General features: G+C 65.3%; 22 protein-coding genes. 12 read left to right on the top strand and 10 right to left on the bottom strand.

Annotated features, from left to right (window positions below; translation table 11 throughout):
- Nucleotides 1-500: 500 nt before the first annotated feature.
- Nucleotides 501-3,044 carry an excinuclease ABC subunit UvrA gene (locus tag AC1L6K_RS14150; protein ID WP_480949502.1) on the bottom strand — a complete coding sequence of 848 codons (2,544 nt, stop codon included), beginning with the start codon at nucleotides 3,042-3,044 and terminating at the stop codon, nucleotides 501-503.
- 893 nt (nucleotides 3,045-3,937) lie between these two features.
- On the opposite strand from AC1L6K_RS14150, the gene AC1L6K_RS14145 reads away from it, so the two are divergent.
- Nucleotides 3,938-4,441, top strand: coding sequence for a DUF6328 family protein (locus tag AC1L6K_RS14145; RefSeq protein WP_480952775.1), 504 nt, complete (start codon nucleotides 3,938-3,940; stop codon nucleotides 4,439-4,441).
- Nucleotides 4,442-4,471: 30 nt separating this feature from the next.
- On the opposite strand, the gene AC1L6K_RS14140 is transcribed toward AC1L6K_RS14145, so the two are convergent.
- Nucleotides 4,472-4,999 (bottom strand): DUF488 domain-containing protein, encoded by a 528-nt coding sequence (locus AC1L6K_RS14140; RefSeq protein WP_480949501.1) that lies wholly within the window; start codon nucleotides 4,997-4,999, stop codon nucleotides 4,472-4,474.
- A 122-nt stretch (nucleotides 5,000-5,121) separates the two neighbouring features.
- Between AC1L6K_RS14140 and AC1L6K_RS14135 the strand changes: the two genes are divergently transcribed.
- The 3 genes from AC1L6K_RS14135 (at nucleotide 5,122) to AC1L6K_RS14125 (ending at nucleotide 6,655) form a co-directional block, all read left to right on the top strand.
- Nucleotides 5,122-5,637: a hypothetical protein gene (locus tag AC1L6K_RS14135; RefSeq protein WP_480949500.1), complete on the top strand. Its 516-nt coding sequence runs from the start codon at nucleotides 5,122-5,124 to the stop codon at nucleotides 5,635-5,637.
- 217 nt (nucleotides 5,638-5,854) lie between these two features.
- The gene (locus AC1L6K_RS14130) at nucleotides 5,855-6,121 is read left to right on the top strand and encodes a DUF7218 family protein (protein WP_480949499.1); all 267 of its coding nucleotides are present in this window, start codon (nucleotides 5,855-5,857) and stop codon (nucleotides 6,119-6,121) included.
- A 57-nt stretch (nucleotides 6,122-6,178) separates the two neighbouring features.
- Entirely contained in the window at nucleotides 6,179-6,655 is a 477-nt protein-coding gene (locus tag AC1L6K_RS14125) for a hypothetical protein (RefSeq protein WP_480949498.1), read from the top strand.
- Nucleotides 6,656-6,660: 5 nt separating this feature from the next.
- Here the strand turns inward: AC1L6K_RS14125 and mtnN are convergent, their stop codons facing one another.
- Together mtnN and AC1L6K_RS14115 are read right to left on the bottom strand one after the other, a co-directional pair.
- A complete protein-coding gene (gene mtnN / locus AC1L6K_RS14120) occupies nucleotides 6,661-7,419 on the bottom strand; it encodes a 5'-methylthioadenosine/S-adenosylhomocysteine nucleosidase (protein WP_480949497.1) in 759 nt (252 codons plus the stop codon).
- 367 nt (nucleotides 7,420-7,786) lie between these two features.
- Nucleotides 7,787-8,710 carry a LysR family transcriptional regulator gene (locus tag AC1L6K_RS14115; protein ID WP_480949496.1) on the bottom strand — a complete coding sequence of 308 codons (924 nt, stop codon included), beginning with the start codon at nucleotides 8,708-8,710 and terminating at the stop codon, nucleotides 7,787-7,789.
- Nucleotides 8,711-8,794: 84 nt separating this feature from the next.
- Between AC1L6K_RS14115 and AC1L6K_RS14110 the strand changes: the two genes are divergently transcribed.
- Nucleotides 8,795-9,718, top strand: a complete 924-nt coding sequence (locus AC1L6K_RS14110; RefSeq protein WP_480949495.1) for an EamA family transporter — start codon at nucleotides 8,795-8,797, stop codon at nucleotides 9,716-9,718.
- A 43-nt stretch (nucleotides 9,719-9,761) separates the two neighbouring features.
- On the opposite strand, the gene AC1L6K_RS14105 is transcribed toward AC1L6K_RS14110, so the two are convergent.
- The 5 genes from AC1L6K_RS14105 to AC1L6K_RS14085 all read right to left on the bottom strand — a co-directional run bounded on the left by AC1L6K_RS14105 (nucleotide 9,762) and on the right by AC1L6K_RS14085 (nucleotide 15,117).
- Complete coding sequence (locus AC1L6K_RS14105; protein ID WP_480949494.1) at nucleotides 9,762-10,094, bottom strand: hypothetical protein; 333 nt, start codon at nucleotides 10,092-10,094, stop codon at nucleotides 9,762-9,764.
- Nucleotides 10,091-10,765, bottom strand: a complete 675-nt coding sequence (locus AC1L6K_RS14100) for a DUF2306 domain-containing protein (RefSeq protein WP_480949493.1) — start codon at nucleotides 10,763-10,765, stop codon at nucleotides 10,091-10,093. The genes AC1L6K_RS14105 and AC1L6K_RS14100 overlap by 4 nt, the downstream gene beginning before the upstream one ends.
- Nucleotides 10,762-11,445 (bottom strand): hypothetical protein, encoded by a 684-nt coding sequence (locus AC1L6K_RS14095; RefSeq protein WP_480949492.1) that lies wholly within the window; start codon nucleotides 11,443-11,445, stop codon nucleotides 10,762-10,764. The genes AC1L6K_RS14100 and AC1L6K_RS14095 overlap by 4 nt, the downstream gene beginning before the upstream one ends.
- 126 nt (nucleotides 11,446-11,571) lie before the next feature.
- On the bottom strand, nucleotides 11,572-14,334 hold the full coding sequence (locus tag AC1L6K_RS14090) for a winged helix-turn-helix domain-containing protein (RefSeq protein ID WP_480949491.1): 2,763 nt from the start codon (nucleotides 14,332-14,334) through the stop codon (nucleotides 11,572-11,574).
- 72 nt (nucleotides 14,335-14,406) lie between these two features.
- Nucleotides 14,407-15,117 (bottom strand): TetR/AcrR family transcriptional regulator, encoded by a 711-nt coding sequence (locus AC1L6K_RS14085; RefSeq protein WP_480949490.1) that lies wholly within the window; start codon nucleotides 15,115-15,117, stop codon nucleotides 14,407-14,409.
- A 99-nt stretch (nucleotides 15,118-15,216) separates the two neighbouring features.
- On the opposite strand from AC1L6K_RS14085, the gene AC1L6K_RS14080 reads away from it, so the two are divergent.
- The 7 genes from AC1L6K_RS14080 (at nucleotide 15,217) to AC1L6K_RS14050 (ending at nucleotide 22,956) form a co-directional block, all read left to right on the top strand.
- The gene (locus AC1L6K_RS14080) at nucleotides 15,217-16,263 is read left to right on the top strand and encodes an NAD(P)-dependent alcohol dehydrogenase (RefSeq protein ID WP_480949489.1); all 1,047 of its coding nucleotides are present in this window, start codon (nucleotides 15,217-15,219) and stop codon (nucleotides 16,261-16,263) included.
- Nucleotides 16,264-16,369: 106 nt separating this feature from the next.
- Nucleotides 16,370-17,287 carry a DUF4389 domain-containing protein gene (locus AC1L6K_RS14075; RefSeq protein ID WP_480949488.1) on the top strand — a complete coding sequence of 306 codons (918 nt, stop codon included), beginning with the start codon at nucleotides 16,370-16,372 and terminating at the stop codon, nucleotides 17,285-17,287.
- Between the two features lie 36 nt (nucleotides 17,288-17,323).
- Complete coding sequence (locus tag AC1L6K_RS14070; protein WP_480949487.1) at nucleotides 17,324-18,208, top strand: SDR family oxidoreductase; 885 nt, start codon at nucleotides 17,324-17,326, stop codon at nucleotides 18,206-18,208.
- A gap of 174 nt (nucleotides 18,209-18,382) precedes the next feature.
- A complete protein-coding gene (locus AC1L6K_RS14065; RefSeq protein WP_480949486.1) occupies nucleotides 18,383-19,774 on the top strand; it encodes an aminotransferase-like domain-containing protein in 1,392 nt (463 codons plus the stop codon).
- A gap of 115 nt (nucleotides 19,775-19,889) precedes the next feature.
- On the top strand, nucleotides 19,890-20,921 hold the full coding sequence (locus tag AC1L6K_RS14060; RefSeq protein WP_480949485.1) for an aldo/keto reductase: 1,032 nt from the start codon (nucleotides 19,890-19,892) through the stop codon (nucleotides 20,919-20,921).
- Nucleotides 20,922-21,205: 284 nt separating this feature from the next.
- Nucleotides 21,206-21,583 (top strand): YciI family protein, encoded by a 378-nt coding sequence (locus AC1L6K_RS14055; protein ID WP_480949484.1) that lies wholly within the window; start codon nucleotides 21,206-21,208, stop codon nucleotides 21,581-21,583.
- Nucleotides 21,580-22,956 (top strand): RNA polymerase sigma factor, encoded by a 1,377-nt coding sequence (locus AC1L6K_RS14050; RefSeq protein WP_480949483.1) that lies wholly within the window; start codon nucleotides 21,580-21,582, stop codon nucleotides 22,954-22,956. Before AC1L6K_RS14055 ends, AC1L6K_RS14050 begins: the two co-directional genes overlap by 4 nt.
- Before the next feature lie 43 nt (nucleotides 22,957-22,999).
- Here the strand turns inward: AC1L6K_RS14050 and AC1L6K_RS14045 are convergent, their stop codons facing one another.
- Entirely contained in the window at nucleotides 23,000-24,460 is a 1,461-nt protein-coding gene (locus AC1L6K_RS14045) for a mycothione reductase (protein WP_480949482.1), read from the bottom strand.
- Nucleotides 24,461-24,486: the final 26 nt, after the last annotated feature.

Raw genomic sequence — 24,486 nt, 5'->3', positions numbered from 1 at the left:
GGATTCTCTTGGCGTTCCCGGCGGCGAGGAAATTCGAGCATGCAGTCCGGTTGTGTGGAATTGACTAACCGTCCTTGCCAGCAGCCCGGCCTGTTCCGGACGAAGGCGCGGTCACTGCGTAAGGCCTCGCCTTTCCTGCCTAGATGACTGGGGGAGCGGTAGGGAGGAACGGATCAGGCGGTGTCGACGGGGCACCCGGTTCGGGGACTGCCGGGAGTGGCCCGGTGGGTTCGTCCGGCGGATCCGGCTGGGGTGTTGCCGGAAACAGTTCCGGAACCAGGGGCTGGGGTTCGGCGGGCTGACGACTGTTCATCTTTGCTGCCTCTCGTTGATGTTTGCTCACTTACCGGATGCTTCTGGAAGCATATGCCTCGGGGCGACATGCAGCTCCGAATTCTGGGTGCTGCGCCTGCAATATCCATGCTAATGAGCGGGTCGTGGTGCGTCCACAGCCTTGATGTCGCCCCAAGGGACCTGACACTGGGAACGTCCCCAAGCTGTCAGCGGCGCCCCAGCGCCTGGGCAAGGTATGCGGCGGTGCGCCCGGTGTTTGCCGCAGCCACGTCTTCCGGTGTGCCGCTGGCCATGATGCGGCCGCCGTCGGCCCCGCCGGAGGGACCCAGATCGATGACCCAGTCGGCGGCAGCAACAACGTCCATGTCGTGTTCCACGACCACCACGGTATTTCCGGAATTCACCAGGCGGTTGAGCTGGTGCAACAGCAATTGCACGTCGGATGGATGCAGGCCGGTGGTGGGTTCATCGAGCAGGTAGAGGCTGTGCCCACGGCGGGGCCGCTGTAGTTCGGTGGACAACTTGATGCGTTGTGCCTCCCCTCCTGACAGTTCCGTCGCGGGCTGGCCAAGACGGAGATAGCCAAGACCCACCTCACGCAGGGTGGCCAAACTTCGGGCCGCGGCCGGAATGTCTGCCAGCAGCCCCGCTGCTGCATCCACCGTCAGCCCCAGTACTTCGGCGATGTTCCTTCCTTGATACTTCACGGCTAGCGTGTCTTCATTGAAACGGGCGCCGTGGCACACCGGGCAGGGGCCGTAACTTCCGGGCAGGAACAAGAGCTCGACAGCCACCGCACCCTCGCCAAGGCACGTTTCACAGCGGCCGCCGGCAACATTGAAGGAGAACCGCCCGGCAGTGAATCCGCGTGCCCGGGCGTCCGCGGTTGCAGCGAATTCACGGCGGACGGCGTCGAACAAGCCCGTGTACGTGGCAAGGTTGGACCGCGGTGTCCGGCCGATGGGGCGCTGGTCTACCTGAACCACCCGGTCCACGGCCTCGAACCCGGAGTTCCCAGACGTGGAAGCCTGTCCACCGGCTGCGCCGTGCAGTGTTTCCAGCACCGTGGACTTGCCTGACCCGGAGACGCCCGTGACAGCTGTCAGGACTCCCCGCGGCACTTGAACAGTCACATTTTGCAGGTTGTTCATGGTGATGTCGTCGATCCGCAGCCAGTCAAGTGCTGTCCGCCGGGTTCCCGAGGGTTCCTCGGAGGAGGCCTCGTTGGTCGCTGCAGGGGTGCCCCCGCGCGCCACGCCATTGCCGGCGGGATCGACGTTGCCCGCAGTGTCGAACGCCAGGGGCGACGACGGTGTGGCATTTTCCAGCAGGAACGGGCGGGTCACGGACTCCGGAATCTTTGCCAGCCCCGGTACCGGTCCGCTGTACAGCACCCTGCCGCCGTTTTCGCCGGCCAGCGGTCCGACGTCGACCAGCCAGTCCGCCCGGCGCACCATGTCCATGTTGTGTTCGACAATAAAGACGGTGTTGCCGGAGCTCTTCAGCTGGTCCAACACCTCCAGAAGCGGTTCGGCGTCGGCAGGATGAAGTCCTGCCGACGGTTCGTCCAAAACGTAGATGACGCCGAAAAGTCCTGATCGCAGTTGTGTGGCGATCCGCAGCCGCTGCATCTCACCGGGAGAAAGGGTGGGGGTGCTGCGGCCAAGGCTCAAGTAGCCGAGCCCCAAGTCCAGCAGCACGGTGATTCGATGGAGCAGGTCTTCGGATATGGCTGCCGCAACTGCTTCCCTGCTGCCAGGGATCTCAGTCCTGATCCCGTGCAGGCTTTGCAGCACCTCAGCAAGACGCGCCAGCGGCAAATCGTTGATGGCGGAGATAGTGTGGCCCTCAATTGTCACGGCCATCGCTTCGGGTTTCAGCCCGCTGCCGCCGCAGTCAGGGCATGGGCCGGAATGCATGAAAGCCAGTGCGCGTTCCCGCATGGGGGCACTTTTGGAGTCGGCCAGGGTGTGCAGCACGTGGCTGCGTGCGCTCCAATACTTGCCTTTGTAGGGTTTTGCGACCCTATCCCTTTGTGGCGTCACTTCCACGACCGGTTGTTCCTCGGTAAACAGGATCCAGTCTCGTTCGTGCTGCGGAAGCTGGTGCCAGGGAACGTCGACGTCGTAGCCCAGGTGGCTGAGGATGTCCCGGAGGTTTTTGCCTTGCCAGGCTCCCGGCCACGCCGCGACGGCACCTTCCCGGATGGTGAGGCTCGGATCAGGAACGAGCAGTTGTTCGGTGACAGTGTGGGCTGTGCCCAAGCCGTGGCACACGGGGCAGGCACCGGCAACAGTGTTGGGGGAGAAGGAATCGGAATACAGGATTTCCGCACCCTTGGGGTATTCACCCGCACGGGAAAAGAGCATGCGCAGCGAGTTCGACAGCGTCGTCACGGTGCCCACCGAAGAGCGCGAGCTCGGCGTCCCGCGTCGCTGTTGCATGGCCACTGCCGGGGGCAGGCCGGAGATTGATTCCACGAGCGGATTGTTGCTCTGCTGGATGAGCCGGCGCGCATAGGGCGCCACCGACTCAAAATACCTGCGCTGCGCTTCAGCGAAGATCGTGCCGAACGCCAACGAAGATTTTCCGCTGCCGGAGATCCCGGTGAAAGCGACAATGGCGTCGCGGGGAACATCAACAGCAACATTCTTAAGGTTGTTCTCGCGGGCTCCACGAACCTGGACAAATCCAGGGCGTGCATTGCCGTTGGTGGAGAGCTGTGCGGTGGAGTCGTCGAAAGTATCCATTTTCCGACACTAGGCCATTAATCCTTGAGGCAGGAAATGTCCGCGCCGTTGATGAAATGAAAATTGGGCCGATTGGCCTCCGGGCAGTGCGGCAGCTTTTTGTCCCGCGTCACGGATCAACGCCGCATTTTTTGTGCATCTGGTTCTTCGGCCGGCAGATAGGACAGGGCGACGCCGGCGCCTTCCCGGGCGAAAGCGATGGCACGGCTGCACCGATGCCGGAGTCCGCTCCGGTGGTCCAGACCGCGGGCCAAGCCAGGTTCGGCCTGGTCTTGTTTGGGCTGGCTGATGCTGGGGTATCGACTGGCGGGGTTTGGACGGTGTGCTGGTCATTGTTTGTCATCAGTGTGTCGTTTCAATGCTGTCATGGCGCCTGTGATCTCATGTGGAATGAGCAACTTCGTCGGAATCGACCGGCACCGAATGGATCCTCGCGTTCGTCCCTGCCACAAGATGGCTGATGTCCGGGGCCGTGTTTGGCCCGCTGTGCGTGTCGGGACGACGGCGATCGGGCGGTGCCGCCGGCCACCTCCTGCCGCTGTTCCCACCTGGCTGCGAGGCGGCAGTCGGTCCACCCGCCGGCGGGATCGGCCTCACGTGCCTGCGACCTGGGGTGCGTGCTGCATATGGGAAACTCTCACAAAATTTTTGTCGCATGTTCGGGTGCATTCGCCCACTGGAGGTATCTCTGGGAAGACAAACGGCTGTGATCCCGTTTCACTGGCTGGTGGGGCCCTGTTTTTCAAATACTATTCAACGCGCGTGCGGTCAATTAGTGTGGGGCCAAGGAGTCATTGGCAAGGTAGATGAGATGATGATCGCTGCTTCATTTTGCCGCAATTCCCGCGGCCGGAGGCGGCCCATTTGGCAAACTTCAGCTGAAGGTGGAAGGCATGGAATCCCATAAAGCCGATGGGCAGGAAAATGGGAGCGCCTCATCCGGTCGCAATGAGACACCCAATGAACAGCAAGACCGGAACTGGGATGACGTCTTGCAGGAACTGCGCGTCATGCAAACCGGTGTTCAAATTATTGCGGGCTTCCTGTTGACGTTGCCCTTCCAAAGCCGTTTTGCCGACCTGGACGCCACCGCTCTCACCCTCTATTTGGTCCTGGTTGTCCTGGCAGCCGGGACAACCTGCCTGATGCTCTTGCCGGTGTCCTTGCACCGCCAATTATTCAGGCTGCGTCAAAAAGATAAAGTGGTCGTGGCAGGGCATTGGATAATAAAGGCTGTCCTGGTGCTGGTCGGGCTGTTGATTACCGGTACGACTACGTTGATTTTCTACGTAGTCGTGGGACACTTCGGTGCCGTGGTTGTTGCCTTGGTCTTCGCGGTCGGGCTTATCTTTGGACTCTACCTCTACCCACGAATCGCCCGGCGCATCTACGGTTAGGGAGCCCAAAGCTGGCAGGCCAGAGGGCGCTTATCTCTGGCTCGTGTCTTGGTCGCCAGGTTCGGGCGGATAGGTGATGTTCGTATGGTCAACGCGGGCGAACGACCGCATGATATGGGCAGTTGCGTTCTTTTCGGTCATGATATCCAACACCGTAACCCCCCGCACGACCAAGGCGCCGCCAATCATGGAACGGTGGCAGCGCCACGGTACAGCTTCCGCGCACATGATCACGAGGTCGCTGTGGCTTCCCCGTTCCACAAGGGATTCAGCTCTGCGGCAAGTAAGGCCCGCTGCTCGCAAACTGCCAGCCAGTGCCTCCTCCATGAACTGGGGATTGTGCGTGGATTTAGGGATCGTCCGAACGTCCGCCAATTTCTTCACCCCGTGCGTTTTCAATAGTCCAATGAATTCATCTATTGGATGCGTGGAATGTCCAACCGTGCAGATGACAATGCTGCCCATCCATTCACCGCACCCAGCGGCAGTCCCATGATCAATGAACAAAACATGAGGCTGCGCATAATCGACATCGTGCCACTTGCCCCCGGTGCGCATCAGCTCCTGTGCAATTGCCTGCTGACAGTGCATGATGGGAACAGCCGCACTTTCAGTATTCAGCTCGATCAGTGTCGGCGCGTGTTAGCTATCTTGACCGCAACGATGGGAGATGGATTTTCATGGACACCACAACGTTGATTTGGGTAATTGTCGCGATCGTCGTCATTTTGGTCATTGTCGGAATACTGCTGGCAGTCGGCACCAAGCAGCGTCGTCGATTGGCCGTCGAACGAACAGAGCAAGAGCGCAGGCAGGCCGCTAAATTGCGCGACGAGGGCAAGGGCGCCGCGCTCGATGCCCGTGAGCGTCAGGTGGCAGCCGACCGGCAAGCTGCCGACGCTGAGCAGGCCGCGGTGGAAGCCGAACGATTGAAGCTTGAAGCCGAACGACAGCGCTCTCAGGCTGCCAGTGATGCGACAGCTTCACAGGAGAAACTGAAGGAAGCGGACAGGCTGGATCCGGACGTGAACACCTCGCCGTCGGGAAGGGAATCACGACAGGCCCATGACCGGCCGATACAGGAACCCGTAGCGGGGGAGCAGCCGCCGGAGGGTGCCGTGCCGCAGGATCCGGCGGCCGGGGATTCCTCCAAGTCCCATGCACCGGCGCATCGGCGCACGCCGGGGGACAGTTAGGTCCCCTCTCTGCCTGACCGGTTCTGTGCTGGACCCTGTCGGTGTCCGGCACCGCCGCTGCGTGTTGTCACCGTTGAAGTGACAACACGGAGCGGGCACGACGTTTTTGCCGTTGCGACACGCCCTTGCGTCCACGCTGTCGCGCCTCTAGCGTGGGTAACGCAGCTGGAGCAATTCAGCCACCTGCTGGTGCCGACGATGAATGGGGAGTGTGGACATGCCAGACAAAAAGAACCCAAGCATAAAGGATCCTGAGATGTACGAGGCTCTGCGGGAAGACGGCGCCTCGCAGCAGAAGGCCGCACGGATTTCCAACGCAGCGGCCAAAAACGGCCGTTCGTCGGTCGGCCGCAAAGGCGGCAAGTCTGAGCCGTACGAGGAGTGGACCGTGGACCAGCTCCGGGGCAAAGCCAAGGAAATCGGGCTCACCGGGTATGCAGGCCAGCGGAAACAAGAATTGATCGATGCTCTCAGGAATTCATAGCAGTTAATGCCTCGCGGGCAACCCAAAATCAATGGACAACAATGATGGGAGATTGCAATGTCACAACATAACGGCCAACCGGTGGAAATCTCCACGCGCATGCAACCCGGCGAGTGGACTGAGGAAAGCCTGGCCGAACTTACTGGTTCGTACCAGCGAAAGCTGGCCGAGATGGGTGCGCCAGCCGCAGAGATAGTGACGAAGGTGAACCCTGCAGACGACGGTTCGGTGCGGGTGCACGTCAGCTGGCAACACCGCGGCGCACACACTTACGCGAGCTTAAACCAAAGCGAACCGGGCGAGGCCACCAATGCCAGGGGAAACGGCGAAGCGATCCCCGCTGGCGGGACGAGCGACGACTCGCAGGGCCTGGGCGCGGTGCTGGGCGACGCGGAGCGTTCCGCCATTGACGATCCGCCCACCGCACGCGCCGTGGCAGCCGGGCAGGAACAAAAAGCTCCCAATCTGCACATCTATACGAATGCTGAGGGCGAAACATACGTCGAAGACCCGGGAAGTTCGGCCAGGGACTAGGCCGTTCAGGAGCTGACGGGCGCCGCCGGCAACCGGGACGCACTGGCAGCAAACCACGTCTCCAGCACTGACATGGCAATTTCCGCCGAGCGTTCGGCGGCATCGTCGACATGGGTTGTGAAGTCATCCTCGGACGCCGGGCCGCAAAGATCCGAGATGCCCCGGATGGCCAGGAAAGGTGCCTTGTGGGCGTGGCAGATCTGCGCGATGGCCGAGGACTCCATGTCAGTCGCCAACACGTCGGCAAAGTGCTCCTTGATTACGACGGCACGTTCCTGCCCCACAAATGCGTACGTGGAAACGACAAGTCCATGGTGCACCGTCGGGGCCTTGCGCTGGGCGGGAATGCCGTCGATGCTGGCGGCCGCCAGAGCGTCCGGAACAGGATAGGAAGCGGGCATGCCAGGAACCTGGCCGCGCTTGTAGCCAAGAGCGCGTGCATCGGCGTCGGCGTTGATGGCATCCGTGCCCACCACCACGTCGCCCACACGGACGGCACCGCCCAAACCGCCTGCACTGCCGACGCTGAGCACCAAGGGTGCAGCGCCGCCGGCCGTCAGCAGCAGCGCTGAAGTGGCTGCCCCGGACGCGTTGACCAGGCCGATGCCACCGCGCACAAAAAGCGCCTTGCGGCCGTTGATGAGACCAGTCCGGTGCACTGCCGTGCCAAGCTGCAACGGCTCACCAAGGGCCGTGGCGCGTTGCAGAAACGGGGTGATCTCGGAATCCATCGCTGCAATGATGATGACGTCAACGGGAGTCATGGCTGAAAGAGTGATGGTGGCGTCCTCATGCGAAAGTGGTGAACTGGGCGGCCGGCACCCGGCCGATAGGCTTGTTCAATCGTAGCTGGTTGGGGACTGGCCTCACCTGTGCCGAAACGACGGCGGCCATGCCGTCCGGTGGGATGTGGCAGCTTCCGCCATTGCCAGGCTCGTGATTTCAAGCGAAAGGACAGATTCATGGTTGAGCCCAATGACGCCCGGAAGGGCATGTTGATGCACGGATTCGGCACGAGCAGTGAGCAGGTGGCGGCTGTTTTTCGCAGCTCCCTGAATGCGGCCGCGGCAGTGGCAGAACTGGGCCTGCATCCGACTGTAAGGCAGCAGCGCGGAACCAGCGTTTTTTGCGTTAGAGGTCCCTGATCTCTGGCAGTGCAGCTTCCCGGAGCAGGTTGAGGACCAGGGCCAGGGCGGGCCAGTCGCTGCGGCCCTGCCTCGTTCTGGCGTGGGCACGCAGCTGCACGCCGGGACCGTGGAGGGGAAGAACGGCGACGCCCGAGCGGCCGCGCCGCTCCAGCGGGAGCAGCCCAACGCCCAGACCGGCCAGAATGAGGTCCTCGACCAAATCCAGGCTGTCGGACTGGTGCCGCAGCGCGGGCTCGAAACCGGCCATCGAGGCGATGGTGCGCAGCACTGTCTCGTCGGCGCTGTTGCGGGAGTTTCCAATCCAGTCGTGGTTCCGGAACGCAGCAAAGACCTGGGTTGAGTCGGCGCCGCCTCCCTCGGGGGTCAGCCGTGCTGCCTCTGCGGCCGGCACCCCGAGCCCCCAGGGAGTTGTCCAAAGCTGACTCGTCGCGATGCCGGGCGCGGCACCGGACGGCGCCAGGTTGTAGTCGTAGGTCAGTGCCAGGTCGACGGCGTCGACGGACAGCAGGTGCAAGGCATCCGCCGGCTCATGCTCAAGCACCGTGATCTGCACCTTTGGATGGTTCCGTGCGAGTTCGCCGATGACAGGCACCAACGTCTTGCGGATGGCACTGGCGAACCCGGCCACGCGCAGGGTGCCCGACGGTTCCGCGGCGGGATCCAGATCCAGCTGCGCGGCCTCGACGGCGGTGAGGATCGTCCCGGCATGCCCGGCCAGCCGCCGCCCGGCAGGAGTCAGCCGGACGCCGCGTCCGTCCGCTTCCAACAACTGCGCCCCGGTCTCCTTGGCGAGCAGGGCCAGCTGCTGGGAGACGGTTGATGTCGTTGCACCCACCAGCTCGGCAACAGCCCGCATCGAGCCTGTGCGGGACAGTTCATGCAGGTATTGCAGCCTCCGGGTGTCCACGGAATCCATTGTGCATGATTTATGAACAATATGTAATGAATTGTCACGTGGACATGAAGGAAGCCGGCGCTGTCTACTGGAGTCATGAACTCCGTCTCCACGACTCCCGGGCCTGTGAAGCACACAGCAGGTGCGGGCACGCTCATGGCATTTGCCGCGATGTGCTGCGTCCAGCTCGGACTCGCCGCGTCTGTTGGGCTGACAGGCCGGCTGGGGGCCGAGGGTGTTGGCTGGTTGCGGCTGGCCTGGGCCGCCGTCATCATTGTGGTGATCGCCCGTCCCTGGAAGATCAGCTTCAGCAGGGCCACGCTGGGGATGTGCGCGCTGCTCGGGGTGGCCACGGCGGGCATGACGCTGTGCTTCATGCTGGCTGTGGAGAGAATTCCGCTCGGCACGGCAAGTGCCCTGGAATTCCTCGGCCCGCTGTCAATCGCCGTCATTCAAGGCAGGGGAGCCGCCCGGTGGTGGGCGCTTGTCGCTGCGGCCGGCGTGCTGGGACTGACCGAGCCATGGCACGGTGCAACTGACGTGGCCGGCGTCTTCTTTGCCCTCGGCGCCGCAGCCTGCTGGGCGGTCTACGTCCTGCTCACCCAGCGGGCCGGCGACGCCGTGTCTGGCGTCAGCGCCCTGGCGATATCGCTCCCGGTGGCTGCCATCGCCGCCACCTTCGTTGTCGGCCCCGCCATCATCGGCAAGCTCGACTGGCAGCTCGTGCTCATCGGATTCGCCCTGGCACTGCTGCTGCCCGTCATCCCCTTCAGCCTGGAACTGCTGGCCCTGCGCCGTCTGACGACGGCCGCGTTCGGGACCCTGATGTGCCTGGAACCGGCCATCGCCCTGACCGTCGGACTGACGGTGCTCGGCCAAGTCCCGCGCCCCGCCGCACTGGCCGGGATCGTCCTTGTCATCGCTGCAGGCATCGGCGCCACACGAACGGGCCGCCGCCCACCCGCGGCCGGAGCGGGCCGTGGGGAGGGGCGGGGCACAATGGTGGGAACGACGGCGTGACCCGCCGCCTGCCGTTGGGCGGAAGCCATGCCGTCGGACCCTTTCATTCCCGGGGCGGGTTGCGGGCCTGTTCGCGGCCTGTGCCCTCGGTGGTGGGTGGGGAGCCGGCATTGGCCCTCGGCAACGGGCCTGTGGGCTCTTCCCCTGCCGGATTGCCCAGCTCCACCGAGATCAACACCAGCCCGAGGTCCCTGACCCTTGCGAGGAGCCCGTGAAGCGCAGCCTGGTCCGGGAAAAGTCCGCTGAGGCAGGTTGTCCTGCCGCTTTGGCGGGTCAGCGCAAGTCCGCCAAACCAGGCCGACCAGCTGTCGTCGAGGTGCCCTGCCACCCGAATCAAATACTCGGCTGGCTCCGCGCGGCCCGTGGGCCGGGTCATGGGAGCCCTGCGATCACGGCAGGTACCGGTGCAGGCCTGCCGCTGCGCCGGATGAAGTACTCCGCGACACCGAGGTTGATGGCCCAGCCTGCGCCCATCATGAGTGAGGTGGTGAGTTCACCGTGCCCGAACACCGCGTTGCCCAGAGCCTGGGTGAACACCTGGGTGCCAGCGCCCAAGGCCAGGGCGTAGGCGCGGGTCATCCAGGCGAGGTGGCGGGACACGTCCCCGCGGCGGATGGCGTTGAACCCGAGGATGATGCCGATGGCCATGCCCGAACCGAACATGAGCCTGAAGATGTAGAGCAGTGTTCCGGTTCCGGGCTGGCGGGCGTAAAACACTGTCATCCACAGGGCCGAGAAGGCAACGGCCAAGCCCAGCAGCACCAAGAGCCGTCCCGCCACCCTGTGCCATTTCGGATGGCGGCGGCGCAATCCGGGGGAGAAGTGGAATGCGCCAAGGACAGCGTACGAAACAGCGCTGATGATATGCACGACGACGGGAGCCGGCGAGGCCGCAAGGCGTGGATTCGCGGGCATCAGCTGGGCGCCGCCGGAAAGCTCCACCAATCGCAGCGAGCCAGCCACGGCCGGGATGACCACCAAGGTGACGAGCGCGTACGGCACCCACCGCCCCATCCCGCCACTGCGCGTCGGCTGGTGCGTGGTCATCGTGAGCCGAAGCCCAGCGATGCGCCGGCCACAGGGGTTGCGGAGGTCGATGCTGTTCGATGGCTGCGCCACAACGACCAGCCGAGGGCGATCATGGCGACACCCGTGGGCAGCGCAAACAGCCTCTCGTTGACCATGGGGAGCAATGGGATGGCGATGCTGGCCGCCGTGCCAATTGCAAGCACCGCCGCCGCCCAGCGCGCGAGGACGTTTGCCCGGAAGAGCGCGGCACCAAAGAGGGCTCCGCCTGCGATGTAGGTGAGCCCGGACGCCATGTTCAGTTGCTGAAACAGTCCGATGTCACCTGTCGCATGTCCACTTGTTGCGACGGCGAAAACATCGTTGACGTAGCCTGGTGCGACGCCTGCCAGCATTGGAATAACGACAGCCCCAATGACCTCAACGCTGAACATGATCAGGAATCCGGCACCGAAAACCGCGTACCCGAGGATGCCAAGAACGCCCATCTTCTTCACGTGGGGGAGGTACATGCCGGTGATCCCGACCAGCGACAGCACGGACATCAAAATCTTCACAGACTGCCGGATCGTGTATTCGGCCGTGGTGGCGAAGGTGGCATCCAGGTGCGGGTGGTTGATCTGGATGCCAATGAACAGCACGCCTGCTGCAACGGCGGAAAGGCCCGCAGTGCGGGTGAGCTTTGAGGTGGTGATGGACATGTCGACTCCTGAAATCCGGGTTTCCCCGGCGGGGTGCCGCGGGATAACTCAAATGTAGGAACCGGCGGGGTGAGCCGGCATCACCCAATGATGTGGACCCCTGGGTGAGATCTGGCCGAGGGCCGCCTAGATCAGGCGGCTTTCGCGTGCCTTCCGCACTGCCGAGCGCCTGTCGGTGACCCCGAGCTTGGTGAAAATGTGCTTGGTGTGGGTGCGCAACGTGTTGTACGAGATGAACAATTCGCCGGCAATCTGCGGCCCGCTCAGTTCACCGCCCAGGAGCCTGAGCACCTGGACTTCCCGTTCGCTCAATGGTTCCGCGGACGACGGCGGCTGCGGGCCATGCCGCGCATCGGCGGCTTGCGCTGGCGCGGAAGCCGCCAGACGAAGCAGGCGGTCAGCGTGGTCGCCTGCGACGCCGTGGTGCGTGGCGTCGCGCAGCAGCTCCAGCATGGGGGCCCCTTCATTGAGGAACAGCAGTACATGTTCATCCGGTTCGGGTGTTTGGGCGAAAGTCCGCCCCAGCACCTCCAGTGCCTGTTCCCCGTGGCCCTGCACATGGTGGGCCAAGGCTTGCAGCATTCGGATCTCCAGCACGCTTCCGGCCCGTCCAAAAGTCTCGGCATCCTCGAGCAGCCGTTCCAGCAGGGGAGCGGCGGCGTTGGCCGGTCCGGCGCCGGTGTTTTGCAGTTGCGGTGTTTGCTGGTCCTGCGGTGTTTGCTGTTGCGCCGCCCTCTGGTGCGCAATGAGCAGGCGCACCAGGGTGAGGTGGTCGAACTCCCTCAGATAATCGGCGCCGTCCGTGACTGACACGCCCCGCCCGCGTGCCCAATCCGCGGCCTCCGCCAGCTTCCCCTGGGCGATCCACACCCGGGCCTTCATGGCCGGGAGGGGGCGCACATCCGGGTAGAATCCGGGCCGGTAGAGCTCCAGCGCCTGATCCAAGAGGCTGATGGCCGCATCCATATCTTCCTCGGCCCGGGCCAGCAGCCCCCTCGCCGCAAACCACCGAAAGCGGCTCTCGGTCATCGGCGCGCGCTGAAGCAACACATCGGCGGCCTCGAGGTGGATCCGGGCGCCACCGAAATCTCCGGCTTCGCAGTCAAGCTCAGCCAGCCCCACATGGAGTTCGGCGGTTGCCCGCGCCACGGACCCGCCTTGCGCCTGGGCCTGTTTCAGGGCGCTCTGCAGGAGTTGGTGTGCCTTGCGGGGACGTCCCGCCGCAAGCCACAGGTCGGCGAGCACCACTGTGCCGCCGAGCTCGTCGACCCGGTTGCCGGCTGCGTGCAGGCTCGCAACAGCCTTGGCAAACTCCTGCAACGCGGCTGAAACGTCCCCCTTGGCCCATGAAGCCAGCCCCAGGAATCCGGCCGCCGCGCCGCGCGAAAGATGCTCGCCGGGACCGGACAGCTCAAGGGCCCGGTTGGCATGATTCAAGATGCCTGCCACATCGCCGCGGGCCTGCGCCAGCGAGGCACGGTAGATGGCGATCGTCGCCGGCAGCGTCTGGAACTCTTCGATGTCTGCCCATGGTGAAGCCGCGCCTGCCGGCACTGCAGCCATGGCGCGTTCGGCGTCCCGCAGGCGGGGCTCAGCTCCGTCCAGGTCGCCGGAGGTCATCAGCATGAATGCGAAAAAGGTGCTCAGCACCGGGCTGCTGCGGATGACGCCGTCGGGCAGTTCCTTCAGCCACGCAAGCATCAACGGGTCCTGCCGCTCGCGGCGGATCCCTGTGGCAGCCAACTCCATGAGATGCGCCGCGCGGTCAAAATCCTGCGCGGCCAGTGCATGCCTGACCGCCTCCGGGAACTGGCCACGTGACTCATGCCAGCGGCTGGCACGCTGGTGCAGCAGCGGAATCTGCCCTGGTTGCTCGCTGAGCAGCCGCGCCTGCAGCATGTCCGCGAACAGGTGGTGGTACCTGTACCACTCGCGCCTGTCGTCCAAGGGAATCATGAAGACGTTGGCCCGGTCCAGGGCCTCGAGCATGCGCTGACAGTCGGCGCCGTCGGTCACGGCATCGCAGAGGGGGCCGGTGAACCGGTCAAGGACGGAGGTGAGCATGAGAAAATTGCGAAGCTGTGCGGGCTGTTGCTCGAGCACCTCCTGGACCAGATAATCGAGAATGTACCTGTGGTTGCCGGCAAACCCGTCGATGAACCCCGTCACGTCCGCGCGGTCCTTGAGGGAGAGCGCAGCGAGCTGGAGTGCCGCGATCCAGCCCTCCGTCCGCTGCTCCAGGGCCGCCACCTGATCCGGGGTGAGCGCCAATTCGGCCGCACCGTTGAGGTACGCAGCGGCCTCCTCCGGAGTGAAACGCAGCCCTGCAGCACGGATCTCAAGCAGCTCGCCACGCACCCTCAAGCGCGGCAGCGGAAGCAGCGGATCGGCCCGGGTGCTGATGACGACGTGCACGTTCGGGGGAAGATGGTCCAGCAAAAATGCCATCCCGTCACCTATTTCGTGGCTGTCCACCAGGTGGTAGTCGTCCAGCACCAGCCATGCCGTGCCGGCTGCCTCGGTGAGCTCATGCAATACGGAACTGAGCATGAGGTTAATTTGCAGGGGACGTCCGGCGATGAGTTCCAGCACTGCCGGGCCGACACCCGGAACGACTTTTTGGAGGGCCGTCACCACGGAGGTCCAAAATACCTGGGGATCCTTGTCGGCAGGATCGAGCGACAGCCAGGCAAGACGGCCGGCCATGACGTGGCTCCCAGCGAGCCACTCGGCGAGGAGCGTCGTTTTCCCGAACCCTGCCGGGGCGGACAAAAGGATTAATTTGGGCGCGGTGGCACGTTCCAGGAGCTCGACAAGCCGCGGCCGCGGCACGACGCCGTGGCGCAGCGTCGGGATGTACAGCTTGCTTGCAAGCACCGGAGGTGCCATGGGATCACCGCTTCCTGTTTGCGCCGTGATGCCGACAGCGCCACGACGCCGCCGTCGCCAATGACGCCGCCATCACCCCGAGCTTAAGGCGGCTTCCTGGCTGTTGCCGGTCTTGGGAAGCCACCGGGCCAGTGCCTCCAGAATGACGTTCAGGCCAATGTTGAACTCGTCGCCAAAATCATAGCCGGGCTTGAGCACATGCTCGGCAGCAATCTCGACAAGGTGGGGGTAGTCGCCTGCGGAGAACAGCTCCACAATGGGTTCGGTGATCCCCGCTGCCGTGTCCGGACCGGTGAAGGGCAGCGCCGCCTCCTGAAGGGCAAAGCCGTAGATGTAGCTGTCCAGCAGGGCGTAGGCGTGCGCCGTCAGTACCACGGAAAACCCGGCGTTCCGCAAAACGCCGAGAGTCGCATCATGATGGCGGAGGGTTGCCGGCCCCGGTGTGCTCCGGGACTCAAGCAACCCGATGGCCCAAGGGTGGCGGCGCAGGGCCTGGCGGAGGGCGTCGGCCCGGCTGTGCATCTCGATTTGCCAGTCACCCCTGGTTGAGGGCAGCTCCACCTCGTTGAACACCAGGTCGATGATGGCATCAAGAATCTCGCCCTTGTTGGACACGTAGTAGTAGAGGGACATGGGCTTGACCCCCAGGTTCCCGGCGAGCGACCGCATTGTCAGCGCCCCAATCCCGGCCTCATCGGCGAGGTCGACGGCGCACTGCAGCACGCGTTCGCGACTCAACGGGACACGGTCCTGGGCTGCCCCAACAATTTCTCCGGCTGTCATGGCCCCAGACTATCGCATTTTCGTACACCGTACGATACGCTTTCTTACTAAGTAAGGCTGGGGCTTTCCGGGAACACCAACAACCAAGGGAAAATAGCCATGGCAAGCACGAGAAACCTCAAAGTCCGGGCCGGGAATACCCATCCGGGCGCCGCGGGCACGGACCTGATGTCCGCCATTGTCCGGGACCGCTACGGTGATGCAAGCGTCCTGAAATTGACCCGGATCAGCCGGCCTCCGGTCAAGGACAACGAAGTCCTGGTGCGCGTCCGCGCGGCAGGCCTGGACAGGGGAACCTGGCACCTGATGGCCGGCCGTCCCTATGTGGCCCGGTTGTTCCTGGGGCTTCGCGGGCCGCGCAATCCGGTCTCCGGCCTGGATCTTGCCGGGACGGTGGCAGCCGTTGGCAGTGCTGTCACCCGGTTCACGGTGGGACAGGAAGTGTTTGGCTTTGGCAAGGGGTCGTTCGCCGAGTACTCCGCGGCCCGTGAAAGCAGGCTGGCCCTGAAGCCGGCGGGCCTGTCCTTTGAACAGGCTGCCGCCGTCCCCGTTTCGGCGGTCACGGCGTTGCAGGCCCTGCGCGACGTTGGACGGGTCCAGCCCGGCGCCAAGGTTTTGGTCACCGGGGCCTCCGGCGGGGTGGGCAGCTACGCTGTCCAGCTGGCTGTGGCGTTTGGGGCGGACGTCACAGGCGTGTGCACCACGTCAAAAATGGATTTTGTGCGGTCGCTGGGTGCCGGGCAGGTCATTGACCACACCCGCGACGACTTTGCGGACGGCAGCCGCAAGTACGACCTCATCTTGGACTTTGCCGGAAACCCGTCGCTGTCCCGGCTCCGCAGCGCACTCACCACCACCGGCACCGCCGTCGTCGGTGGTGGGGAACACGGCGGCAACATCACCGGCATGGGCCGGCAGCTGGGCGCCGTTGCCCTCTCGCCGTTCGTGTCCCAGCGGCTGAGGATGTTCGCTGCGAGCGAGCGAGCGGCCGACCTTGAACAGATCACTGAACTGATCGCCGCCGGCAAGGTCAAGCCGTGCGTGGACAGGACGTTCCCGCTGGCGCAGGCCGCTGACGCCATGCGCTTCCTCGTAGCAGGAAAGGTGCGCGGAAAGGTTGTCATCACCGTGTCCGCGCGACAGTAAAGCAATTCCGGCCGCAAGGCACCCGCAACAGGGAACCCAACACCAGGCCCGCAGGGCCATTCATACATGCAGCAACCCATGCACCGCGCCACGAAAGAAGAGCACCATGTCAACATCAATTCCGTTTGAGACTCCAGCAAAAGCGTCCCCGCCCGCGGGCCGCATGCCAGTGGCGCAGCTGTTTGCACTCATTGCCGGCGTCGTCCTGGGCGCCGCGTCGCTGGGTGCGCTGGGAACGTCGATGCCGCTTCCCTGGGCCCTGGCCGGCATGGCAGTGGGCGCAGCCTTGATTCTTCTGGGTGCCACCGGGCTCGGCCGTTCCATCACACCCGGCGCACCGCTTGCAGCCGGCCAGGGGGAGGATTCTTCGTTCATGCCCACGCAGTTGAACGGGCAGATTGATCCGGGACTCTCCCGGTGGAAGTGGCTCATCAAGTGGATCCTTGCGATTCCGCACTATGCCATTTTGGCGGTTCTGTGGGTTGCTTTCCTCGTGGTGACATTTGCCGCCGGGGTGGCCATTTTGTTCACGGGACGCTATCCGGCGCCGTTGTTTCAATTCGCGGTCGGTGTATTGCGCTGGAACTGGCGGGTTTCCTTCTATGCGTACGGGGTGCTGGGCACCGACAAGTACCCGCCGTTCACCCTGGCCCGCACCGCCTACCCGGCCGAATTTGATGTGGCTTATCCTGAGCATCTTTCCCACTGGAAGGTGCTCGTGAAGTCGTGGCTCTTTGCCCTGCCCCAGCTGCTGATTGTGTCCGCCCTGTCCGGGGGCGCCTGGGCGTCGTCGTCGGCATCAGGGATTTCACTGGTGGGTGTGTTGGTCCTGGTCGCCGCCGTCATCCTGCTCTTTACAGGGGTCTACCGGACGGGCATGTTCAACCTGCTCATGGGCATGAACCGCTGGACGTTGCGGACTTTCAGCTACGTGGCGCTGCTGACCGACAAGTACCCGCCCTTCCGGCTGGATCAGGGGCCGCTGGACCCGCCTGCCGGAAGCCTGGAAGCACGGACTGCCTAGCCGCGGCCCGACAGTGACAACCCGAGGAGCATGGACATGAACCAATTACGCAGAGGGCAGATGGACGGCAGGGCGGTGCTCGTCACCGGTGCAACCGGGGGCATTGGCAAGGCCACCGCCGTCGGGCTTGCAAAAATGGGCGCCCACATCGCCATCACCGGACGGGATGCTGGGCGGCTGGGGGAAGCGGCCCGTGAAATACGTGCGGCCGGTGGCGGACCAGTTCACACCGTCCTGGCCGACATGTCCTCGCAGGCCGAAGTGCGGCGCCTGGCCGGGGAGGTGCTGGAGAAATTTCCCCGGCTGGATGTGCTGGTCAACAATGTGGGCGGCTACTGGGAGTCGCGGCACGTTACCGCCGACGGGCTGGAGCGCACCTTCGCCGTGAATTACCTGGCACCGTTCCTGCTCACAAACCTGCTCCTGGACCGGCTCAAGGACAGTGCTCCGGCGCGCGTGGTGACAGTGTCCTCCAACGTGCGGGCAGTGGGGCGGATCAATTTCGATGACCTCCAGGGCGAGCAGGACTATTCCGGATCACGGGCCTACAACCAATCGAAGTTCGCAGATATTCTGTTCAGCTTCGAGCTGGCCAGACGGTTGAAGGGCAGCGGCGTCACGGCGAACACCCTGCATCCGGGCGTGGTCAACACCGGGTTCGGAGCCGAAGACCCCGGCACCATCCAACGCATTTTTGTTCCCTTCGTGCGGCCACTCATGAAAACCCCGGAGAAGGGCGCCGCCATGTCGATCCAGTTGGCGTCGGCGCCCGAGCTGGCGCAGGTGACTGGCTGCTACTTTGCCGGAGGGAAGTCGCGGAGATCCTCCGGGCGAAGCTGCGATGAAGCCCTGGCTGCCCGGCTGTGGCGGGTGGGCGCCGGCCTGGTCGGCCTGCCCGCCCCCGGTTCACGCCCCGGCTGAACCACATTTGGCTGGAGGTGCGACGGCGTGGCGCCCCTGGCGCTGGCAGGCACGTCACGCCGTCGTGCTTCAGCGCGGGGCCGGAGGGAGGTGCCGGGCCCCTTCCTGCCGCCAGCATCCGCAACCGGGGGAAACAATCTTGACGCCAAATTCGTAACGTTATCTAATATGACCGTGACCAGTGATAACAGAGCTTCAGAGATTGCGGCACTTCTGCGGCTGCAGGCAGGCGCCATGCAGCCGGGGGACAGGCTGCCCCCGGTCAGGACGCTGTCGAAAACGTATGGCGCGAGCCCGGTGACAATCACCGCGGCGATCACCTCGCTCACGGCCCTCGGCGTGGTGCGGGCCGAACCCGGCCGCGGCACCTTTGTCGCCCGGCGGGACAGGGCGCCGGAGCCGGACTATGCGTGGCAGTCATCAACGCTGGGACGCTCCCGGGTCGACCCAATCCGTGCGGACCAGAACCGCGCCGGCCGGCCCGGGTCGAAGGGAACCGCCGACCATGTCCAGCTCTCCTGGGGCTATCTGGCGCCCGAGCTCCAGCCCTTCGATGAACTTCGCACGCTCGGGGCCCGCTGCGCCAAAAGCCACCGGGCCTGGACGATGGCCCCGCCCATGGGGCTGCCGGAACTGCGCAGCGCCTTCGCCGCCGGGCTCAGCGCCGATGCCGGCGACATGCTCATCATGCCCGGCGGGCAGCAGTCCCTGGTGTTTGCCATGCGCACCCTGGCCGATCCCGGGCAGACGCTCATCACCGAAAGTCCGAGCTATCCCGGGGCAGCCTTCGCCGCCCAGTCCGCCGGCCTGCATCTTGCCGCCGTGCCCGCGGATGCCGACGGGATCCAGCCCGACAAGCTTGCCGACGCGCTTGAACGAACGCACGCGAAGCTCATCTACCTGCAGCCGAACTACGCCAACCCCACCGGGTCGGTCCTGAGCCCCGAACGGCGGGTCGAGGTCCTGGCCCTGGCCAAACGCCACGGGGCGTTCATCATCGAGGACGACTGGGCACGGCACTTGTCCCTTGAGGGCACGGCACCTGCGCCATTGTTCACCCAGGACCCCGACGGGCACGTGGTCTCCATCGCGACCCTCAGCAAGCCGGCCGCCCCGGGACTGCGCGTGGGCGCCATCGCCGCCCGGGGACCGGCCGGCGAGCGCCTGCGCACGGCCCGCATCGCCGACGACATGTGCGTCCCGGCGCTCACCCAGGAGATCGCGCTCGGGCTGCTGGCATCCAGCGCCTGGCCGCGCCACCTCAAGCGGCTCCGGACGGGACTGCGCGAACGGCGCGACGCCATGGTCTCCGAAGTGCACTCCTCGATGCCCGGTGCGCGGGTCGACACCATTCCGACCGGCGGCATCCACCTGTGGGTAAAACTGCCTGCAGGATCCGACTCGACGGCGCTGACCGCAGCCGCCCACGGTGTGGGGGTGCTGATCGGCGACGGGAAGCAGTTCTACGTGGACGAGCCTCCCGCCCCGTACATCCGGCTCTCCTACAGTGCTGCCTCCATTGCCCAAATTGAACAGGGCGTCCGCCGCGTGGCAACGCTGCTATAGGGCTGGCATGCCCCATCCGCCACGGACACGACCCCTCGCGCAGGCCGGGCCAAGGTCCTAGGGTGGGATGAGGGCAGCCACAGCGGCCCGCACACGTCAAGGAATGGGGCACGACTTGGAATATCGCACATTGGGCAACAGCGGCGCCGTGGTTTCAAACTACGCACTGGGCACCATGACGTTCGGGGCGGAGGCCACCGAGGAAACCTCCCATGCCATCCTTGACGGCTATGTGGCTGCCGGGGGCAACTTCATCGACACCGCCGACGTCTACACGGCCGGAGCGTCCGAGGAGATCATCGGGCGGTGGCTGCAGAAGCGGCCGGACGCCCGGGACTACGTCGTGCTGGCCAGCAAGGGCCGCTTTCCGATGGGCACCTCCCCGAACGACGTCGGAACGTCCCGCCGCCATTTGACCCGCGCCCTGGATGATTCGCTGCGGAGGCTGGGGGTTGAGCAGATCGACCTGTACCAAATGCACGCCTGGGATCCCATCACGCCCCTTGAAGAGACGCTGCGCTTCCTGCACGACGCCGTCAGCTGCGGCAAGATCGGCTACTACGGCTTCTCCAATTTCCTGGGCTGGCAGCTGACAAAGGCCGTTCACGTGGCCCGCGCCCACGGCTGGAACCTGCCTGTCACCCTGCAACCCCAGTACAGCCTGCTGGTGCGCGAGATCGAGTCGGAAATTGTGCCGGCAGCCCTTGACGCAGGGATCGGGCTGCTGCCCTGGTCGCCGTTGGGCGGGGGCTGGCTGACAGGCAAGTACAAGCGGGATGAACCGCCCACAGGGGCCACCCGGCTGGGGGAGAACCCCGCCCGCGGCATGGAAGCCTGGCGGGAACGCAACGACAACCCCCGCACCTGGGATGTGCTGGAGACCGTTGCGGACATCGCCGCGGACCATGGTGCCAACTCCTCCCGTGTTGCGCTGGCCTGGGTTGCCAGCCGCCCCGCGGTCACCTCTGTCATCCTCGGTGCCCGCACCACCGAACAACTGGCAGACAACCTGGCCGCCGCGGAGCTGGAGCTCTCCGAGCCGGAGATTCAGCGCCTCACGGCGGCCAGTGAGCCGCAATTGGGTGTCTACCCCTATGGTCCGAAGGCCCGGGAGCAGCGCAGCCGGAAGCTTGAAGGCGGCAGGTAACGCCCATGCCCCAATGATTCCTGGGCTGGATCCACCGGGTTGCCGAGCACTTTGCCGGCGGGTTCCCCGCGATCGTGCTGACATCCTGTCTGTTCCCCCACACCACAGACTCCGGCGCGTCAGCCGTGATGGCGGCGTAACAGCACCGCGTGGAGGATTTGCGGGCAGGGTGTCGATCGGGATGGCGCTCAGTCGTCATCACTGTGCAGGCGCCGGGCACACGCTCCGGCGCGGAATCCGCCGTCGTTCATGGACGGTGGGACAGGAATGAAGGAGAATTAACCATGCGCTACACACTGTTGCTGCACTATCCGGAGGCGGACGCCGCCTCACTGGGCGCGGAGGTGATCGCGGAAGGACAGCGCGCGTTCAGCAGCTACGCCGAAACCCTCCAGCGGGCCGGGGTCCTGATTGGTGCCGAGGTGCTCCAGCCGTCGTCGAACACCACGACGCTGACGATGGTGGACGGTTCCCTGCACGTGCAGGACGGCCCGTTTGCCGACACGAAGGAGCAGCTCGGCGGCACTTTTGTGATCGACGTACCCGATCTGGATGCCGCGATTGACTGGGGCAGGCAGGCGCCTGCCATCGGCTGGGGAGCTGTCGAGGTGCGCCCGGGTGCCACGTTCACGGTCGACGGCGCCTGGGCACCAAATACGTGAGTCCACCGGGGCCGGGCAGGGAGGCACGGGCGGCCGTCGAACTGGCTGCCCGCGCCTCCTATGGACGCCTAGTTGCCTTGTTGGCGGCACCCACCGGGGACTTGCCACTGGCCGAGGATGCCCTGTCGGCCGCATTCGAGCAGGCGCTCACCACGTGGCCCGGCTCCGGCGTGCCCCGAAACCCTGAGGCGTGGCTGCTCACGGTTGCGCGCAACCGCCAACGTGATGCCTGGAAGTCGGCGTTCCACCGGACGTCCGCCCCGTTGGCGGCTGCGGCCGGGCAGGGACGCGATGCCGTGCTGGCCTTCGATGACGTTGATGTGGAGGCTGTCGGCGACAAACGCCTTGAACTGCTTTTCGTCTGTGCCCATCCGGCCATCGACCCTGGCATTCGCACGCCGCTGATGCTGCAAACCGTTCTGGGGTTCGATGCGGCCAGCATTGCCGCGGCCTTCGCGCTCCCTGCCCCGGCGATGGCTCAACGCCTGGTGAGGGCCAAGAAACGGATCAAGGAAGCACGCATTCCCTTTGTGGTTCCGGACCGGACGGCTCTTGCCGGACGGCTCACTCCCGTGCTGGAAGCCATCTACGGCTGCTATGCCATCGCATGCCAGGAAGAGGATGCCGCGGAGACATGGGGTCCCGAACACGGGCAGCCCAGCCACGAAGACCCCAGCGCGCACGACCTCAGGGGCGAGGCACAATACCTGGCCCTGACCCTTGCCCGCCTGCTGCGGAGCGAGCCCGAACCGTGGGGGCTCGGCGCGCTCATCACGCTGTCCATGGCCCGGACGCCCGTGCGGGGCGGAACGTTCGTGCCACTCGAGGACCAGGACACTGCGTCCTGGAATACCCGGTTCATGTCCGAGGGAGGGGCATATTTGCGACGGGCCGCAGCCTTGGGCGGTTCCGGGGAATCCCGGGCCGGCGGGCCACAGCCCGGCGAACCCGGCCCGAGGCACAGCCCCGGCCGCTTCGAGCTGGAGGCGGCCATCCAGGCCGTGCATTGCGAGCGGGCCCGCACACTGCGCACGGATTGGGCCGCCCTGCGAATCCTGTACACGGCGCTGGTCGCGGCGGCACCGACGCTTGGCGCCCGTGTCGCCCTGGCCGCCGTCCTTGGCAGGACGGACACGCCTGCCGCGGGACTCGCTGCCATCGACGCCATTGCCGCAGCCGGCACGCCTGCGCTGCGTGCCGCCGTCGACCGTTTCCAGCCGTTTCATGCGGCCCGGGCCGAGCTGCTTCTCCGGGCGGGGCGGACAGCGGAGGCGGCGGGGGAGTTCAGGACCGCGGCGGCACTGCCCGGGCGGCCCGCCATCCGCGACTATCTGCTGCGCCGCGCCAACAACGGGACAGCTGCCCCGCCGTGAGAAACAGTGGAAGCCGCGCCAGCTGTTGACCCGGCGCCTATGTCTAGCCGGCGGGTCGCGGTTCCGGCAGGCCCAGCAGCGCGTTTTCGACCAGCTCGGACAGGGCCGGGTGGATCCAGTACTGCTTGTTGGCGACGTCGTGGGCGGACTGCCCAAAGTGCATGGCCTGGATCAGCGGCTGAATGACTGTGGCCGCCTCCGGACCGATGACGTGCGCGCCCAACAGCAGGCCCGTGGCGGGATCGGCCAGCACTTTCAGGAAGTGGCCGCTGTCCTCACGCGCCCAGCCGGCGGCGATGTCGGCGTACTTTTGCACCTTGACGGCGTGCGGGATGCCTGCCTTGACGGCGTGGGCTTCGGTCATGCCGACCGAGGCGATCTGCGGGTCGGTGAACACGGCGGCCGGCACGAAGCGGTGGTCGGAGCTGATGGGCGCATCCGGGTGGGCCAGGTTGTGCTTGACGACCTTGGCCTCATGGTTGGCCACGTGCTTGAGCTGGTGGTGGGAGGAGATGTCGCCCAGCGCGTAAATGCCGTCCACGGCGGTGCGCTGGAATTCGTCAACCACCACCCGGCCGTGGCCGTCCAGGCCGACACCTGTCTTTTCCACGCCCAGGTCCGCACCGTTGGGCTTGCGGCCGGTGGCGATCAGCAGGACCTCGGCCGTGAGGGTGCCCGGTCCGTCGGGCCCGTCCAGCTCAAGCTCGACGGCGCCGGCTGAAGTCGCGACGCCGCGCACCTTGGTGTTGAGCAGGACCGTGTAGCGCTCCGCGGCTTCCTTGGTGTACTGGACGGAGACATCGGTGTCCTGGGACTTGAGCAGCCGTTTCCCGCGGGCGATCTGGGTGACATGGACGCCGAAGGAGGAGAACACATGCGCGAATTCGGCGGCAATGTATCCGCCGCCTAAAATGGCGATGCTCGCGGGCAGCTCCGCCAGGCGCATGATCGTGTCGGAGGTGTGGAACGGTGCGCCGCCGGCGGAATCCGGTGCGCCGGCACCGGGGACCGGCCCGCCATCGGTGCCGGGCGTCTTGGCGAGGCCCGGCAGTTCGGGGACCACGGCATGGGAACCGGCGGCCAGCACAAACCTGTCGGCCGTCACTTTGGCGGTGCCGCCGTCGTGCAGGTCAACCCGCAGCGCCTTGTGTCCGGTGAACCGCCCGCGCCCGGAAAACACCGTGATGTTGGGGCACTCGGGGCCTTCGCGGTAGGCGCGGCCACCGGCCTCGATGGCGTCAATGCGGCCAAAGATCCTGTCCCTGATCCCCGGCCAGTCAACGGAATTGAGCTGGGCGTCGATGCCGAGCGCGTTGCCGTGGCGGGCGGCGTCGGCTAGCTCGGCCGGGTGGACAAACATCTTGGTGGGGATGCAGCCGACATTCAGGCAGGTGCCCCCGAACAAGCCGTCCTCGACGATGGCGATGTTCCAGTGCTCGAATTCCGGTCCGGGGAGGGAATTGCCGGAGCCGGTGCCGATGATGACCAGGTCGAAGTGGGGCATGGTTCTGCTTTCCTGCGGTGTTGGGG

The organism is Specibacter sp. BI4, from assembly GCF_056680095.1.
This window is presented reverse-complemented; position numbering and strand designations above follow the sequence as displayed.

Coding starts and splice junctions, on each gene's coding strand:
- AC1L6K_RS14150 (WP_480949502.1), bottom strand. CDS start 3,044: ATGGATACTTTCGACGACTCCACCGCACAGCTCTCCACCAACGGCAAT.
- AC1L6K_RS14145 (WP_480952775.1), top strand. CDS start 3,938: ATGGAATCCCATAAAGCCGATGGGCAGGAAAATGGGAGCGCCTCATCC.
- AC1L6K_RS14140 (WP_480949501.1), bottom strand. CDS start 4,999: ATGCGCACCGGGGGCAAGTGGCACGATGTCGATTATGCGCAGCCTCAT.
- AC1L6K_RS14135 (WP_480949500.1), top strand. CDS start 5,122: ATGGACACCACAACGTTGATTTGGGTAATTGTCGCGATCGTCGTCATT.
- AC1L6K_RS14130 (WP_480949499.1), top strand. CDS start 5,855: ATGCCAGACAAAAAGAACCCAAGCATAAAGGATCCTGAGATGTACGAG.
- AC1L6K_RS14125 (WP_480949498.1), top strand. CDS start 6,179: ATGTCACAACATAACGGCCAACCGGTGGAAATCTCCACGCGCATGCAA.
- mtnN (WP_480949497.1), bottom strand. CDS start 7,419: ATGACTCCCGTTGACGTCATCATCATTGCAGCGATGGATTCCGAGATC.
- AC1L6K_RS14110 (WP_480949495.1), top strand. CDS start 8,795: ATGAACTCCGTCTCCACGACTCCCGGGCCTGTGAAGCACACAGCAGGT.
- AC1L6K_RS14105 (WP_480949494.1), bottom strand. CDS start 10,094: ATGACCCGGCCCACGGGCCGCGCGGAGCCAGCCGAGTATTTGATTCGG.
- AC1L6K_RS14100 (WP_480949493.1), bottom strand. CDS start 10,765: ATGACCACGCACCAGCCGACGCGCAGTGGCGGGATGGGGCGGTGGGTG.
- AC1L6K_RS14095 (WP_480949492.1), bottom strand. CDS start 11,445: ATGTCCATCACCACCTCAAAGCTCACCCGCACTGCGGGCCTTTCCGCC.
- AC1L6K_RS14090 (WP_480949491.1), bottom strand. CDS start 14,334: ATGGCACCTCCGGTGCTTGCAAGCAAGCTGTACATCCCGACGCTGCGC.
- AC1L6K_RS14085 (WP_480949490.1), bottom strand. CDS start 15,117: ATGACAGCCGGAGAAATTGTTGGGGCAGCCCAGGACCGTGTCCCGTTG.
- AC1L6K_RS14080 (WP_480949489.1), top strand. CDS start 15,217: ATGGCAAGCACGAGAAACCTCAAAGTCCGGGCCGGGAATACCCATCCG.
- AC1L6K_RS14075 (WP_480949488.1), top strand. CDS start 16,370: ATGTCAACATCAATTCCGTTTGAGACTCCAGCAAAAGCGTCCCCGCCC.
- AC1L6K_RS14070 (WP_480949487.1), top strand. CDS start 17,324: ATGAACCAATTACGCAGAGGGCAGATGGACGGCAGGGCGGTGCTCGTC.
- AC1L6K_RS14055 (WP_480949484.1), top strand. CDS start 21,206: ATGCGCTACACACTGTTGCTGCACTATCCGGAGGCGGACGCCGCCTCA.
- AC1L6K_RS14045 (WP_480949482.1), bottom strand. CDS start 24,460: ATGCCCCACTTCGACCTGGTCATCATCGGCACCGGCTCCGGCAATTCC.